The organism is Mucilaginibacter rubeus (genome assembly GCF_003286415.2).
GTDB lineage: Bacteria > Bacteroidota > Bacteroidia > Sphingobacteriales > Sphingobacteriaceae > Mucilaginibacter > Mucilaginibacter rubeus_A.
Map to the genome: position 1 here is coordinate 5,651,491 of NZ_CP043450.1, position 16,168 is coordinate 5,667,658.

Genomic DNA, 16,168 nt, shown 5'->3' on the forward strand with positions numbered 1-16,168 from the left:
ATTGTAATGTTAGGGGAAAGTAATACGAATGAGGCAGCAATTAAACAGATACTTGTGATAAAAGGACCATAGCTATAAAGCTTAAGTACTTCATAAATCATGTCATTGCGAGGAGCGAAATGGGAATGCGCCTGGGGCGACGTGGCAATCTCGTAGCCATGCAAAACGGCTATGCTTCCGTGCGATTGCTTCGAGCCTCGTATTATAGGTTAACCACCCCTAACTGGTCGAAGTTTAGCGATAGCGTAACTTCGTCCTAAAACAGGTTAAGCTTTCAGCTTAACCTTGCAAAATGCAATTGTATTAAAACCACACAAGGGCGCGGAAGCAGAATGCTTCCATCGTTTTAGGACGAAGTTACGCTATCGCTAAACTTCGACCAGAGCGTATAATAGAAAAAGGGAGCCTGCTGCGCAGGCTCCCTTTTTCTATTAATCAAAATCAGTTGCTTATTTAGCTGCCAATTTATCTCTTAAAGTCTTCATATAATACCCACCAATTACGCTGCGCGCCTGGAAGCCTACCATTTTACCGTTGGTAGTTTCATGCCAGTCGCTTAGTGGTACGCGTGATGATGTTTCGGTAGCGAATTTATAAACCGGCGCAACTAAAGCGCTAAAATCTGCTTTGTTATCCGCCATAGCTGCTGTCCAAAGGATCCAGTCGCTTTTGGTATAGGTTTTACGGCTATCCAATGGTAAACCAAACTCATTTTCGTGTGCCAAATAAAATTTAAGCTCCTTATCATATACTTTTTGAGGGAACAATTTTAAGCCCAATACCTTATCCCAAACCATATTATATTTCTGGCTCCAGGTATCTTTGCTGTCAAACACCAAACCGTAGTGGTCGCCGGCGTCGGCTTTTTCCTGCCATTTTTTAGCCATGTCTTTAGCCATCGCCTTGTATTTTTTAGCAGTAGCTGCGTCGCCCATCATACCGGCCAGTTCGCCGTAAGCATCAATAGCTACAATAGCTTTTACCGACAAGTTGGCATTATGAGCCAGGTGACCGGCAAAGTCATCGGTACACAATTGACTGCCCGGATCAAAACCTGATTTGGCAAGGTATTCCGTCCAGATGGTTAATGTTTTCCAGTGTTTTTTTGCGTAGTTGGCATTGCCTTCAACCTTTGCCAAAGCGGCGTTAAGAATGATCATGTTACCGCTTTCTTCTACCGGCATATCCTCACCGTAAGTTTGGCCATTAGCCAATGGGTAAGTACCCAAATCATGAGATGAGTAAGGTTTGTTCCATTTGCCGCTTTCGCTGAAGTAGAAAATACCGTTCATCATGCCCTTCAACAAATCAGGGTTGTAGATCAGGTACATTGGAGCGGATGGGTACGTAATGTCAACCGTATTGATTGAGCCATTGCTGAAGTTTTCCTTAGATAAGAATAGCAGTTCGCCTTCAGGGCTTTTAACCACGTGGTGCGCGGCAATGCTTTGACGATACGCCATTACGCATAGTTTAGCATATTTTTCGCCTCCGGCTTTAACCGCATCGCCCCAGATCTGAGCATCAGTTTTTGCGCAGGTGCCCATTACTTTAGCATAAGTTTTGGTAGCATCGCTTAATACACCTTCAATAGTAGCGCCCGGGGTGTTTCTCCACCATGGCTTTAAATTGTTTTTAAAGTATTGGATAGCATAGATATCGTCATACCCAACCGAAATAAATTTAGAAACCGGGGCAGCAGTAACTTTACCAAATGGCAACACCGTGCTTAACATGAATTGTTTACCTGTTGCCGTAGCTTCACCTGTTTGTGCTCCCAGGAATGATGATACCGCATCGCCTTCAGGAGTGATGTATTGTTTAGCACCCGCTGTTGACGAAGCTACATAAACATAGCCCCAGTCAATACGTACGTTATCACCTTTTTTCTGCAATACAGGTTGTTCAACAGTACCTGCTTTTAACAACTTAAGCCCGTTCTGGCTGTATTTTGATGCAGTAACTTCTTGTGATGGCGTGTTTACAGCAAGGTTAGTTGAGATCCCCTGGTAAATCTGAACATCATGTGCTTTACCATCAATCGATTTTAGTTGGTAAGTAATGTATGATACCGGGGTGGTAAGCAATTTCAGATCGCTCATAACCAGCGGCGAAGTGAAAGTAAGTTTCAGGTTAACCTCACCTGCTTTAAAGTTATACACTGTTTGGGTAGCGGTAACTTTAACGCTGGTTTGATCTGCCAGTTTAACGGCTTCATCATCCTTACTCAATACTTCCTCGGCCAAACCGGCATCAACAAATGAGCCACCACCTGTGTTTTTACAATGGATAGCCAAAACATTCTCGCCTACTTTTAAATTTGATTTTGCACTGGCAGATAATGCAACAGTTTCAAAATCGCCATTAGCACCACCTTCGGTAGCAATCTGCTGACCATTCAGGTATACTTCGGCTTCATCATCATGATAGATTTTCAGCATCAAACGGCCTTTTGGTAATTCAGCAACATTAAATTTACGACGAACCCAAATGTCTTTGCCTCTCCAGTCGGTGCCTTTGCTTGCGCGCTCGTCGCCAAATGGTGCAGCACCGCTTTTCCAGGCCTGGTCATTGAAGCCCGGTTTTTCCCAGCCTTCTGCCGGAGTAGTTTCGGCCTGGTACTGGCTGGTGTATGATTTTTCGTCGGTAGCAGCCAAAATGGTTTTATAATTAACGGCCGATGCACCCAAAAAACGGTAGTAATTACCATCAACCTTAATAAGGCCCAATAATGACTGGTCTTTTCCTGTCCAGTGTTTGGTGGTTGATTCGTTCAGTTTATCGGTGTTTGACCAAATACTGAAATAAGTGTTGTGCGTGATCAGCGGATAAGATGGCATCTTGTCCTGAGCCAACGCTGTTTGTGCAACAAACGATGCCGCCAGTCCGGAAACAAGGAGGTACGTTTTTTTGAAAATGCGATTCATAAACTACGTTTTACTTTTTGGTTTTAATGTTTATTGTTGGGTTTCTATTATTTACTCTTATTGCCGGGCTTTGGAAAAACCTGGTGCGTATTTGCCCAGACATGCCAAAGGCTATCCAACTGGTGCACCTTTTCCGGGTGTTTTGATTTCAGATCGGTAGTTTCGGTTTTATCCAGCGACAGATCATACAAATGCCAGGTGGTATCATTACTTAGCGATACCAGCTTCCAGTTTCCTGAACGCGCGTACCTCGCGCCAAAGTGTTCGTTAAACAGATCTTCATGACCGGGCGATTGCTTACCTTTAAAGCTTGGCACAAGGCTAATGCCTGTAGTTGGCGGGATATTATGCCCTTTATAGGTTTTAGGATATTGAGCGCCGGCCAGTTCAACAAATGTGCTCATGAAATCCATCACATGGCCTACATGGTCGCTAAAACCACCTTTATTGGCAGTGAGCCCTTTGGGCCAGAAAGCGATCATCGGGGTATGGATGCCGCCCTCGTATGATTCGGCTTTCCAATACTCATAAGGGGTGTTGGCTACGTTTGCCCAACGGGGATCAATGGATGAATAAGTAGTTTCCGGACCCGGCAATGCTTCTTTTTTAGTGGCATAAACTATTTTGCGGCCATCGCGGGTTTCATTCGGGCGGTCAAATCCGGGACCGTAAGCGGCACAATTTTCGGCACTGGCTCCATTATCCGACAGGAAAACAATAAGCGTGTTATCCAGCTGACCGATTTCTTTCAGTGTTTTAATAATACGGCCAATACCCTGATCCATCCTATCTATCATGGCGGCGTGAACAGCCATGGCCATTGCGTCCCATGCTTTATCAGGATTATTTTCCCATTGCAGATCGCCCTTCCATCGGTCGGACAGTTTGGTTTTTGTTGGATCGATGAGGCCAAGCTTTACCATTTTTTTGTACCTCGCTTCGCGGATAGCCTGCCAGCCACCTTTGTACGTGTCTTTATATTTGACAATATCCTCAGGCTTTGCCATCAGCGGCCAGTGCGGCGCGTTTTCGGCAATGTACAAAAAGAACGGCTTTAACGATTTAGCATAGCCCTTGATGTAAGCTACCGCTGTATCGTTAATAGCATCTGTATGATAGTAGTTTTTAGGAACTGTTTTAATAGGCGTTGTACCGCTAACCAAGCTAAACGGATCATAAAAATCAACCACGCCCCAAATGGTACCGAAAAACTTTTCAAACCCACGACTGGTTGGGTACTGGCTGATCGGCGAAAACTCAGGGTAATCTTTATGATGATTTAACCAGGCTAACTGATCCTGGGCGTTAGGCTGGCCATTGGTGTTTGACACATGCCATTTGCCCGACATTGCCGTGTGATAACCGGCAGATTTCAACACTTCGGCAAGGGTTACAGCATTATCGGTGATATGACCAAGATAGCCAGGCTCGTCTTCAGCCTCGGTCATTTTGCCGATGCCTGCCTGCTGATTATATAAACCGGTAAGTAACGAAGCCCTTGTTGGGCAGCAACGTGATGTGTTATAGAACTGCCTGTAGCGGATGCCATTTTGAGCGAGGTAATTGATGTTGGGCGTATTAACCTCACCACCATAGCAGCCCAGATCAGAAAAACCCATATCATCGGCCATGATAACGATAATGTTAGGGCGTTTTTTTGGTGGCTCAGGTTGTTTGACTGCCCTTATTTGCCACGCACCCGAAACAAGGGCTATCGTACCGGTAAAAAACAAACCGGCATATAGTTTATATTTATTCATAGGCGATCATATTACCTGCGCCAGAGCTGGTAAAAATTTATGTTTTCAATAAATGCAGGAAGGTTAAAAATGGCCGGAGCTATTATGCCTGAACATACAGCACAACGAACAGTTTTGCACGTTCCAAATTAAAACAATCCTTTTGCACAAAATGGCTCAATACTTGGTAAAATCGTATCAATCTTGAGACAAAATGCCGATCAGGCTAAAGGAACGGCATTTACACGGTACGACCCGGTAATTTGCATTATTAACTAAGCTATAAGGTACCCCTATTTATTACTGAACATTATACCGATACACCAACCGCCCCAAATTGCCATCCTCATCAATTCCTTCAATAACTACTCGATATGAGCCGGCTCCGTCGGCATTGAAATAATTAAACAACGCCTGGCCATTTTTATCTGTTACCAGCTCCGGTTGCCAATAAATAGTACTCCGCAAATCGGGGCGGTTACCTGCTTGTTCAAGATTTTCATATTTAGGTGAGTAAAATACACGCGCTCTATAAAATCCGGGAACCGAAATTGGTAATATCCCGGTTGATGTGATTTCTTTTTCAGTAAGCCCCCCTTTTGATTTTGAGGTTATCACAATTACTCCATGCCCACCCCGCACTCCATATAATGCGGCATTTGCATTGTAAAAAAACTCTACTGTTTCTACATCCGAGGCACTTATAAAATCAAGCGGGCCTCCGCCCGGTATTCCGCCCGCTGTAATATGACTATCCATTGCCACCCCATCCAAAATTACTAAACCATCAAAATCGCCCTTTAACATTGCGTACGCTCGTCCGCCGTGTACCCTGCTTTCTAACATTTGAGTTAACGAACCAGAAACAGGAAGCTGCCCCAGTTGTATCACCTGATCGGCACTACCCGGCCCCCCTAATGCAGATGAGCGGTATTCATTCTTTTTAACGGCCTTGATCTTCACCTCTTTCAGCATTTTTATTTTGTTATACTTCAAATAATCCTCTTGCCGTAACTTGTTATTTTCAAGGTAGTTCGTCATTGATAAATTAATATCATTGGGTACGACGTTTAAGCCGAATGACGATACTGGCAGTTTTTGATTGTTTTTGTTATAAGTCAATCTTGTTGAGTTATCACCTTTGGCTGTAACAGCCTGTAAAATGAACCTGCCGGTATCGGTAAAGAACAAGTTACTGAATGCAAAATCGCCCCTATCGTCTACTGGTTGACTTAACACCGTTGTTGGTTGCGAAGAGATTAAAGAAACAGTGCCTTCATGCATGGCGCTCCCTCCTGAATGCTTTACATTGCCGCTTATTTCCAAACCCTTTTCAGGTTGGTATGCTATAGCCGGATAAGAGCTGCTTAATAAAGACTTCCATTCAAAACCACGATAACCATTAGTAAGCATTACCAGATCCAGGTTTTTCGTTGTTTCGTCATTCACATTGGTAAAATAATAGTTGGGCTGTTCTACATTTCCCTTCAGATCTGAAGTTAACAACAGATCAGTTAGTATAGTATGTTCGGAATTTTCAACTACCGGAACTTTGCTTTCATCTATAACTGATACCGAAAAATGGCCAACTGACGGATCAGCCGCTCTGTTCTTTACATTCAGGCTGATATCAACCCTTTCCCTTTTCTTATAATCTGTTTTGGGACTGTTAACAGCCAGGCTCAATTGGTCGTAGTTTTGCACAAAAATCAGGCGTTCACAAAGGGGCTCATTAGCAGCAGAAAATAATGTAATGGTAGCTATCCCGGTTTTTAAACGTCGCTTTAAAATATCACGTGTTATTGTCTGACTATCTAACCTGCAGGCAATAGTTGAAGCGGTGCCGCCGGAATAAATGAGCAATGTAAATTCCTGTCCTTTATATTGCTTGTAAAAAGCATCAGCAGCATTGATTTTAACAATAGCACGAGGAATTTCACTATTATCAACAGATAAGCTAATTCCATTATCTATAGGTGTAGGAAGGTTGACAGTGTTTTTTGTTCCGTCGGCATAATTAAGTTCGGCTTTATAGCTTTTACCAGGTTGGGCTTTCAGGTAAAAAGATCCCATCCCCAGGTGCGATGAAGCAAATGTGGCTACCTGATTATTTTCATCATCGGTAATAATCCCGCTGATATTTACACCCGTTCCATTGGCACCAATAGCCTTGAAGGCTATTTTAGATTGAATGCCGGTAATCATATTGCCGCCTTCGGCAAAAAACTGCACATCAATTTTATTGGCGACAACCGGCAACGGCGCTTTAGTAGCGCTTTCGGCTATTTTATTATTGATCGATCCAATTTTAATTTCCCGGTCAAAATAATTGTTACTACCCTGGTTTTGCATCCATTTGGTATACGCCCGGATATGATAATTCCCTTTAGGCAAAGTATCCGGTAGGGCAAAATCCCCCCAGGCCACACCATCAGTTATCTGTAGTTTAACTGACTGATCGATTCTGTTTGCTGTATTGATCAACTCGGCATGCAACACACCGCTTATATCCGATAGTTCGTGGCGGTCGCCCGCGGTTACGTAAGCTTTAAAATAAACAGTATCGCCGGCTGCATAGTAGGGTTTATCAAAATGCAAATAAACTTTTTCGGCAGTATATGAAGCATTGTAATTTCTAAGCTTATTTATAACATCGGTCAATCCTGGTTTTTCACTTGCGGCCTGAGTGTTTAAAGGCTCGTAATCAACAGGCAAAAGTTCGGCTACCCGATTATTGCCCCATGCGCCGCTATATGTTACGCTATTAGGATCAAGCAGGGCCCCATTATCATCAAACAGGGCGTAAGGCAGGTTAAAATTCAAAACCGTTACATCATGGTTAGCGGAACTGTTTATATTATTCATTTGCCCGCGTTTCGTAAAACGATGATCTTCATTATAAGTGATATGGAACGAATCAAAATCACAACCGAGGGCATGTACGCCAATCTGATCGGTTTTAACCATCATTTCATCCTCATTTAAAGGATAGGTCATCAGTATTGGGCGCCCTCTTTTGCTTAATAGTGATTTAGGCAGGTCCCGTCGTTCAGGGTTAGCATACTGCAATACACGAAACCCTTCCTCATCCAAATGTTTAGCCTGCAATGCACGTAAAAAATGCATAGCAGATCCTTTATAAACCTGCAATCTTGCCCTTTGCCAGTCTTTCTGTTGTGATGCCGTACCTTTTAACTCTTCAAACAGCACAGAACCCTCATAGTGCAGTTTCCTGTTTGAAATGTCTTTATCATCATAAATAAAATTTGTGATAAGATACTTTACCCGGTAACCAAGCCCACGATTTTCAACATTCAAAAAATCAACGGAAGATGCCGTTAGTGTCTTCGTGTCATCATCGTAGACAAAATCAAGCATTTCCGGATTCAGAATTTTACATTGATCGGCCAGTTCCGATTTGCCTAAAAACTGCTCTTTAAAAGTTGTTAAATACTGCGCACGATTGGGGTCGGTGTGCTGTTTTACAATTACCTCCTTTAAAGCATAGGTTTTAGGCGACATGATAATATCGGGCAAAGTCACATCGGCACCCGTTACCGTTATGTTTTGCTTATAGGTTTCAAACCCAACAATGGAAACTACCAGCTCATATTTACCATTTTTGGCGTCGGCAAGGGTAAACGTTCCTTCGGGTGTGGTTTTTGCCCCAACAGTTGCATTACTTAAAAATACGCTTGCGTTCGCGATACCTTTTTTATCTGTTGCGTTGACAACCCTGCCTGTTATCCTGGTTTGAGCCAGGCACCAAAAGGGTGAAACCATCAAATAGTACAGAAACAATTTCTTTAACATAATGCAAACGATTTAGGTATGTAATAAAGTAAACAGCTGGCGCCGAAACTTTTAGTCGGTTTATGGTAATAATAAAGTTATTAAATATTATTACTAAAACCAACACAGCATTTTATGCTAACTTTCCGCTCTATCGCAAATGTCAAAATGTATAATTCACTCACCGAAAGATTAAGAAACCAGCATCTTGCTATAGCGGAACTGATAGCTGGTATAAGTAACGATAAACTTGGCGCGCCACCCGCACCCGGTAAATGGAGCGCTTTGGATAATATAGCGCATCTGACCCGCTACCAGAAAATATTTATAGGCAGAATACATCAGATACTTAACGAGGATACCCCCGTATTCGAACGTTATAACGGCGATCTTGATCCCGAGTTCACGCCCTTCAGATCGATGGGACTAACTGAACTACTGGATATTATAAAAGCAGACAGAGCAACAATTTTCGATCTGCTCTCCGGGCTTAACGATGCGGAACTATCGCGCATTGGCGTACACCCAAAATATGGCAGGCTTACCATTTCAAAATGGACCGAGTTTTTTGTACTGCATGAGGCCCATCACCTGTTCACCATTTTTCAACTGGTAAACGGTACCGAATAATTGAGTAAAACAAAAAAAGGCAGCCCAATGGGCTGCCTTTTACATTTATTAAAAGTTTTTACTTACTGTGCTAACTTTACTTCAACACGGCGATTAAGTACACGGCCTTCTTCGGTTGAGTTATCAGCAATTGGTTTGCTTTCGCCCCAACCTTTTACGGTCAGATTATCGCCGTTAACACCGCTGTTAACTAAATATAGTTTTACAGAGTTTGCTCTATCAACAGATAATGACTGATTGTGCTCGGCTGTACCTTCGGCAGAAGCGTTACCATTCAAAATGAATTTAGCCGACGGATCTAATTTCAGTTCCTTAACAATATGATCTAACGTTTGGTAAGAAGCAGTTTTTAACACTGCTGAGTTAAACTCAAACTGGATATTGGTAAAATTATAGTCTGGTTTTTCAGGAGCCGGAGCTGGCGGCGGTGGTGGAGTTTGCACCGGCTTTTGAGCTGGCGGCGGCGTTGCAGGTTGTGCTGGCTGAGCCGGCGGTGGTGTTTGCACCACGGCTTTTTTGGTTTTGCAGGCTTGGGTAGTGATAGCTAAAACAGCTATTGCAAGAGCTAATAAAGGTGTTTTTAGAGTTTTCATATCTAATGATTTGCGTAAACATAAAAAACGTTGGCATAATGTTTATAGTGCCCAACCATAATTTTATGGTTAAATAAAGCTTTTTACGTACAGATGTAGATTATTTAATCAATAGTTATGCCATTTGCCTAATAAAAAGCATCAAACCAAATGTTATCAGTACTATTTCCTCATACAATCAATTTATATTTGCTATAACTTAAAAGCGTAAACAACCTACACCGTGCATCTCATTAAATCAATTACAGATATCATTAATTATCTAAAAAATCAGCTGCATGAAACCGACATTACCCTGTACGCGGGTGCAACAGACCTGGAGATATACGAATTTGAGATCAGCGCAGGTGTAAAGTTACCTGACGATATCCGGCAATTTTACCAGTTCACTAACGGCTTCATGTCGGATGAGGACTTGTTTCGCATTGTCCCGCTTAATGAACTTATTCACAGCAACTCTCTTTATATTGCTGAGTTCCTGATTTACAGTGATCTTTGGGAACTGATCATTAATCCAGCTGAAAATAATTACTACGAAATAACGTGCACTGATAAAGATCAAAACAAATTAGTATTAACCACTTCATTTTTTGAGTTCATCCAGCACTTTTTAATAGGTGGTGTATTTGAAAAGGATGGTTTATATGACTGGACAAATGCAATCGCTGCTAAAAACCGGAAATAATATTAAAATCCCCCTTCAAATCCCCTACACGCTAAAAACACCAACCCAATTCCCGGGCCTATTATTATCTTGGCGCACCATAATAAACCATCGCCATGAAAAAATTATTTGCCGCAATATTAATTACCGTTACAACGCTTTCGCAATTTGCCTTTACTCCCAAACAAGCCGATTCCGATAAATCCCCTGCCGAAAAAATCGCCGAAAAAACCCTCAAAAAACAAATAATGACCGAAGCAGCCTGGGCCATGCAGCAGCAGCCGGTTACGGTTACCTCGTCATCATCGCCCAGAAGCGCCGGCGGTAAGCACGATTTTTTTTCGGAGGCCGATTATTTCTGGCCAGATCCTAAAAATCCTGAAGGGCCATACATCAACCGCGATGGTATGACCAACCCGGATAACTTTGTTGAACACCGCAAAGCCATGATCCGTTTCAGCAAGATCATCGGCGCGCTGGCTTCGGCTTATAAACTAACCGGAGACGAAAAATATGTAAATCAGGCTGTGATCCATCTTAAAGCCTGGTTTATGGATCCCGAAACCATGATGAACCCGAGCCTGTGGTTCGCCCAGGCTGTTAAAGGTCAATTCACCGGTCGCAATTATGGCATTATCGATACCATTCACCTGATGGAAGTTGCGCAGGGTATTATTGTGATGGAGAAAGCTATGGACCCAGCTACCCAATCGGGAGTAAAAAAATGGTTTGCCGACTATACAAACTGGCTCATGACCAGCAAGCCCGGTATGCAGGAAAGGGACGTTAAAAACAACCATGCCACCTGCTGGGCTATGCAGGTAGCCTCGTTTGCAAAACTTTGTCAAAACAATGCAGTGCTCGATTCAGTACGGATACGCTATAAAACTATACTACTGCCACGCCAAATGGGTGCCGATGGCAGCTTTCCTTTAGAGTTAGAGCGTACCAAGCCTTATGGTTACTCCATTTTCAATCTTGATGCCATGACCATGTTATGCCAGATCCTTTCAGGCCCACAGGATAATTTATGGAACTTTGAAACACCTGATGGCAAATCCATTAAAAAAGGGATAGCTTATTTATATCCTTTTGTAGCAGATAAAAGCAAATGGACTTTAAAGCCCGATGTGATGTATTGGGATAACTGGCCGGTTGCGCAGCCATTCCTGTTGTTCGGCGCTAACGCTTACCGTGAAAACGCGTGGTTAACAATCTGGCAAAAACTGGATCATAACCCTCAGGTTGAAGAAGTTATCCGTAATTTACCTATCAGGCACCCGCTTATCTGGTTTTAAACCGGGTAAGCGATTTACCCCAACTACCCATTTTCCCTTACTATAATAGTATATAACTGTGAGTTAAGCGTATCACAAAAATATTTCTTTGCCAAAAAGGAGGATTTTCCCTGTTAAGATTGCACTACAAAAGCACTACTACGCTTGCGATCGAATCGTATTGAGGTTATTATTAGGTATTTATAATTAGATGTTTATATAATTTTACTCATACCAAAACATCTATTACACCTATTAACGCGCCTTTCCTGATATTAGTATATGATATTCATAAGTATCATGAATTTGGTTAACAGGTTTATGTTTTATTGTCCGGCTTATTTATAAACCAAATAATACATCAAAAACCACTTAACAAACTTAACTTATGAGATCAAAATCTAACTCTTACCTCCTTGGCCTGTTCCTGGTCGCGATGGCTGCACTATCATCCTGTAAAAAGGATAATATGGACCAGTTTAAAACCGGTGGCGACGCTAACGCCGATAACAGTAGTAAAACAGTTGCTGTTAACAATGCGGTTCCGGTTGCCTCATTTAAAGTAATTGGTTACCTCCCCAGCTGGCAGGGCGATGTAAACGCGGTACAGTACAGTAAATTAACCCATGTTAACTACGCTTTCCTTACCCCAACAAACACCGGGGGACTAAACCCGCTTGATAACCTTTCAAAATTTACTACCCTGGTATCAAACGCGCATAGTCATAATGTTAAAGTTATTATATCAGTCGGTGGTGGCGGTGGCGGCGATGCCTTCCATCCTATTGTTGCTAATGCCGGGTACCGTACCGCATTTGTTAACAACATGGTTAACTTTTGTAACCAGTACAATGTTGACGGTGTTGATATCGACTGGGAATTCCCATCCGCAGGTACCGAAACAAATAATTTTTACCTGTTACTACAGGAGTTATCAACCGCAATGCACAACGGCGGCAGGGTATGTACCATTGCTTCTATCTCGGTTGGCGCAACTTATGTTACCAACAACATGTTCACCATCCTCGATTGGATCAACATCATGGATTATGATGATAACAACTTCCAACACTCCACTTACCAATCGGCGGTTGATTGTTTAAGCTATTGGGCTGGCCGCGGTTTACCTGTTGCCAAAACTATACTGGGTGTTCCATTTTACGCAAGGGATAACCGGTACGATTACTCGACCATGAATTATGTTGATGTACTGGCCGCAGGCGGTAGCCCTAATTCGGATACCTTCCAAACTTTTGGCTATAACGGCATCCCAACCATTAAAAGCAAAACCACACTGGCGCTTAACCAGGCCGGTGGTATGATGATCTGGGACCTGGGTGGTGATGCCACCGGGGCTAATTCATTGCTTTCGGCCATTAACTCCGTTATTACAGGCGGTACTACCACGCCACCAAATACGCCGCCTATCGGCACGGTAATTTCGCTGAAGGGCTTCAACGGTAAATATGTGAGCGGCGAAAACGGCACCCAGGCCATGACCTGTACCCGAACTACAGCCGGCGACTGGGAACACTTCACGGTGCTTGATGCAGGCAGCGGTAAAATTTATCTGCGCAGCATGGGCAAATATGTATCGTCAGAAAATGGCACACAAGCTATTACGTGTAACCGTACCACACCAAGCGACTGGGAAAAATTTGACTGGATAGTTACCACCGATGGTAAAATTACCCTGCGCGGCAACAATGGCAAGTTTATCTCCAGCGAAAACGGCACCCAGGCCATGACCTGTAATCGGGCCACCGCTTCAGGCTGGGAAGCTTTTGGGCTGAATCAATAGAAACATTTAGAACAGGGACTCGAGCGATTCCCCTCTTGAGAGGGGTGTAGGGGTGTGTTTTATATAAGCGATATGAATGTCGATAAACACAGCCCTGCTACTACTCATTCCATCGCTCCCCCTCTCAAGAGGGGATCAAAAAAACATATCCAATTACCAATAAACCAAATTATGAAAACAACTTTAAACTCCCGCCTGCTATGGTGCATAGCAGTAGTTTTCTTTGCGCTTTCATCGTGTCGTAAGGATAATTTTTCAGCCAATCAGCCCAACGCTCCGGTTGATAATGCGCCTCAAAAATCGGTGGCTGTTGAGGCAGTTCCCGGTTTTAAAGTGGTAGGCTATCTGCCAAGCTGGGCCGGCGCTGTAAGCGCGGTTCAGTTCTCGAAGCTTACCCATATCAATTACGCCTTTGTACCGCCTACTCCGTCGGGTGGCATTGGCGCTGTAGATAACGTATCTAAACTACAAAGCCTGGTATCAACCGGCCATGCCAATAACGTTAAAGTCCTGGTATCGTTTGGCGGCTGGAACAATGGCGATGACAGCGCCTTTGAAACCCTGGCTGCCAACGCAACATCCCGTACCAATTTTGTAAACAACCTTGTCAGCTTTGCCAATCAATACAACCTGGATGGCATCGACATCGACTGGGAATATCCTGATGACGGCGCTTCTGCTAACAACTACGCAGCCTTAATGTCACAGTTAAGCACAGCGCTTCACAACCAGGGTAAGCTGTTAACCGCGGCAGTAATATCCAACGATGGTTCAAGCGTATTGAACAGCGTATTTGGTTATGTAGATTTCCTGAACCTGATGGCTTATGACGGTGATGGCTCAAACCACTCACCATACGCACTGGCGCAAGCATCATTAAACTACTGGATCGGTCGCGGGTTGCCTAAGGCCAAGGCCATTTTAGGGGTTCCGTTTTATGGGAGGGAGCCTTACACTTCTTATGCCGATATCCTTGCGGGCGGCGGCAGCCCTAATTCGGATACCTGGAACGGTATTGGCTACAATGGTATCCCAACCATTAAAAGTAAAACTACCCTGGCCATTAACCAGGGCGGCGGTATCATGATGTGGGAATTATCGCAGGATGTTACAGGCGCAAACTCCCTGCTATCAGCAATCAATTCTGTTATCAATGGCAGCACAACACCGCCATCGTCTCCGCCAATTGGTACCGTTATTTCGCTCAAAGGGTTTAATAACCTATACGTAAGTGGCGAAAACGGCACGCAAGCCATGAACTGCAATCGCACTACCGCGGGCGACTGGGAACATTTCACGGTATTAGATGCAGGCGGAGGTAAAATCTATCTGCGCAGCATGGGCAAATATGTATCGTCAGAAAATGGCACACAAGCCATCACTTGTAATCGTACCACACCAGGCGACTGGGAAAAGTTTGACTGGATAGTTACTACCGATGGTAAAATCACCCTGCGTGGCAACAATGGTAAATTCATCTCCAGCGAAAACGGAACACAAGCCATGACCTGTAACCGGGCCGCTGCTTCAGGTTGGGAAGCTTTTGGCTTAAACCAATAAAGCTATTAACTGCTTATACAAAAAGCCGGGGCTATGATACTGAAATCATAGCCCCGGCTGCTTTTCAAAGGAATAGGTGTTAATGTTTTATTGCGAATCAAGGAAGAATGTCATTTCAATTGAGCCAGACCAGGCATGAGCGCCGGGGCGAAAGAGAAATCTTATACGCCTTGATAAGCACAAATGCAAGGTGTAGAAGATTTCTCCTCTCCCTCACCGCACACTCCCCCCAACCTGTTCGTTCGAAATGACAACAGTATATATTCTTGTTTTCATCAAATTTACTTTACAAACCTCGGCAGCAGATTAGTGGCGGCACCCATCATTTTTATTTTATACCGATAGCCTCCGCCAAAAGCATCTTCCTCTTTCAAAAACTCGTGGTTCTTCTTACTGATCCAGTACGTTTCTGTAAAATGACGGCCATTGTAATCGCTTTCATTGTACAGCTTCCAGCAATCTACTTTATTACCATCTAAAGTTGATATTACCTCGCTGCCGGTTACTTTATAAAACACATAAAGCGGCGCCGGGATTCCGGCCTCGTAAAATGGGATAGCGAAACTTTTGCCTTCGGCCAGCGGTAACATCTCAAAGGTTTCAATGTCTAAATTCCAGTTAAGGTTAGGGAAAGTAAAATCAAGCTTAAAGTTCTTTGCCTCGTTATTGGCAACGGTATCGGCACTTGTAATTTTATCAGGAGCCCAGTTAAAGGCTTTTGTTTTTTTTCCGATAGTTTCTGAATGATAAAGAGGCGAGAAATCGGCAACCTTGTTAATAGAATAAACAGAGCGATACGATGAACTATCATTGCCATACCAGTGCTGGGTTACGGTAAATACTTTTTCGCCGTTAAGGGTTTCAAGGTTTATATCGCGTAGCCAAAGCCAGAATTTAAGACTGTGGCTGTCTTTAGTATTTTGGAAATACACAAGGTATTGCTTTAAGCCCGGTTTAAGCGTTGAGGTAAGCAAGCGCTTATCTTTTACACGGATGGTATCTGTTTGAGCAAATACTTTAGGCGCATGTGATAGCAGCAGCAACAGGCTGATACTAACGGCTATGATCTTTTCGGCCAAATGTTCGGTTTTCATGATAATTTGATGGTTTGATAAGGATAATTTTCTGTTAATAGTTCAAAGCTGCCCCTTATCAACCGGCAAATAAAATCAGTTAAACCACTGC

10 protein-coding genes are annotated in these 16,168 nt (G+C 43.4%); 5 read left to right on the forward strand and 5 right to left on the reverse strand.

From position 1 onward, the window contains the following. Positions 1 to 449: 449 nt before the first annotated feature. The 3 genes from DEO27_RS22525 to DEO27_RS22535 form a co-directional block, all read right to left on the reverse strand. On the reverse strand, positions 450 to 2,927 hold the full coding sequence (locus DEO27_RS22525; protein WP_112568836.1) for a glutaminase family protein: 2,478 nt from the start codon (positions 2,925 to 2,927) through the stop codon (positions 450 to 452). A 47-nt stretch (positions 2,928 to 2,974) separates the two neighbouring features. Further along, positions 2,975 to 4,687: an arylsulfatase gene (locus tag DEO27_RS22530; RefSeq protein ID WP_112568838.1), complete on the reverse strand. Its 1,713-nt coding sequence runs from the start codon at positions 4,685 to 4,687 to the stop codon at positions 2,975 to 2,977. A 279-nt stretch (positions 4,688 to 4,966) separates the two neighbouring features. Continuing rightward, positions 4,967 to 8,479 (reverse strand): carboxypeptidase-like regulatory domain-containing protein, encoded by a 3,513-nt coding sequence (locus DEO27_RS22535; RefSeq protein ID WP_112568840.1) that lies wholly within the window; start codon positions 8,477 to 8,479, stop codon positions 4,967 to 4,969. Between the two features lie 147 nt (positions 8,480 to 8,626). Here DEO27_RS22535 and DEO27_RS22540 point away from each other — a divergent pair, with 147 nt between their 5' ends. Further along, on the forward strand, positions 8,627 to 9,088 hold the full coding sequence (locus DEO27_RS22540) for a DinB family protein (RefSeq protein ID WP_190295195.1): 462 nt from the start codon (positions 8,627 to 8,629) through the stop codon (positions 9,086 to 9,088). Between the two features lie 62 nt (positions 9,089 to 9,150). Here DEO27_RS22540 and DEO27_RS22545 read toward each other — a convergent pair whose 3' ends face one another. Further along, the gene (locus tag DEO27_RS22545) at positions 9,151 to 9,681 is read right to left on the reverse strand and encodes an OmpA family protein (protein WP_112568844.1); all 531 of its coding nucleotides are present in this window, start codon (positions 9,679 to 9,681) and stop codon (positions 9,151 to 9,153) included. A 223-nt stretch (positions 9,682 to 9,904) separates the two neighbouring features. Between DEO27_RS22545 and DEO27_RS22550 the strand changes: the two genes are divergently transcribed. The 4 genes from DEO27_RS22550 (at position 9,905) to DEO27_RS22565 (ending at position 14,983) form a co-directional block, all read left to right on the forward strand. Continuing rightward, positions 9,905 to 10,366 carry an SMI1/KNR4 family protein gene (locus DEO27_RS22550; protein ID WP_112568846.1) on the forward strand — a complete coding sequence of 154 codons (462 nt, stop codon included), beginning with the start codon at positions 9,905 to 9,907 and terminating at the stop codon, positions 10,364 to 10,366. Between the two features lie 95 nt (positions 10,367 to 10,461). Continuing rightward, on the forward strand, positions 10,462 to 11,643 hold the full coding sequence (locus DEO27_RS22555; protein WP_112568848.1) for an alginate lyase family protein: 1,182 nt from the start codon (positions 10,462 to 10,464) through the stop codon (positions 11,641 to 11,643). 367 nt (positions 11,644 to 12,010) lie between these two features. After that, entirely contained in the window at positions 12,011 to 13,423 is a 1,413-nt protein-coding gene (locus DEO27_RS22560; RefSeq protein ID WP_112568850.1) for a glycosyl hydrolase family 18 protein, read from the forward strand. A 171-nt stretch (positions 13,424 to 13,594) separates the two neighbouring features. Further along, positions 13,595 to 14,983, forward strand: coding sequence for a glycosyl hydrolase family 18 protein (locus DEO27_RS22565; protein ID WP_190295196.1), 1,389 nt, complete (start codon positions 13,595 to 13,597; stop codon positions 14,981 to 14,983). A gap of 281 nt (positions 14,984 to 15,264) precedes the next feature. On the opposite strand, the gene DEO27_RS22570 is transcribed toward DEO27_RS22565, so the two are convergent. Then, positions 15,265 to 16,077 carry a hypothetical protein gene (locus DEO27_RS22570; RefSeq protein ID WP_112568854.1) on the reverse strand — a complete coding sequence of 271 codons (813 nt, stop codon included), beginning with the start codon at positions 16,075 to 16,077 and terminating at the stop codon, positions 15,265 to 15,267. Positions 16,078 to 16,168 lie beyond the last annotated feature (91 nt).

What these genes read in the sequence shown, in the direction of transcription:
- DEO27_RS22525 (WP_112568836.1), bottom strand. Translation starts at nt 2,927, where the DNA reads ATGAATCGCATTTTCAAAAAAACGTACCTCCTTGTTTCCGGACTGGCG.
- DEO27_RS22530 (WP_112568838.1), bottom strand. Translation starts at nt 4,687, where the DNA reads ATGAATAAATATAAACTATATGCCGGTTTGTTTTTTACCGGTACGATA.
- DEO27_RS22535 (WP_112568840.1), bottom strand. Translation starts at nt 8,479, where the DNA reads ATGTTAAAGAAATTGTTTCTGTACTATTTGATGGTTTCACCCTTTTGG.
- DEO27_RS22540 (WP_190295195.1), top strand. Translation starts at nt 8,627, where the DNA reads ATGTATAATTCACTCACCGAAAGATTAAGAAACCAGCATCTTGCTATA.
- DEO27_RS22545 (WP_112568844.1), bottom strand. Translation starts at nt 9,681, where the DNA reads ATGAAAACTCTAAAAACACCTTTATTAGCTCTTGCAATAGCTGTTTTA.
- DEO27_RS22555 (WP_112568848.1), top strand. Translation starts at nt 10,462, where the DNA reads ATGAAAAAATTATTTGCCGCAATATTAATTACCGTTACAACGCTTTCG.
- DEO27_RS22560 (WP_112568850.1), top strand. Translation starts at nt 12,011, where the DNA reads ATGAGATCAAAATCTAACTCTTACCTCCTTGGCCTGTTCCTGGTCGCG.
- DEO27_RS22565 (WP_190295196.1), top strand. Translation starts at nt 13,595, where the DNA reads ATGAAAACAACTTTAAACTCCCGCCTGCTATGGTGCATAGCAGTAGTT.
- DEO27_RS22570 (WP_112568854.1), bottom strand. Translation starts at nt 16,077, where the DNA reads ATGAAAACCGAACATTTGGCCGAAAAGATCATAGCCGTTAGTATCAGC.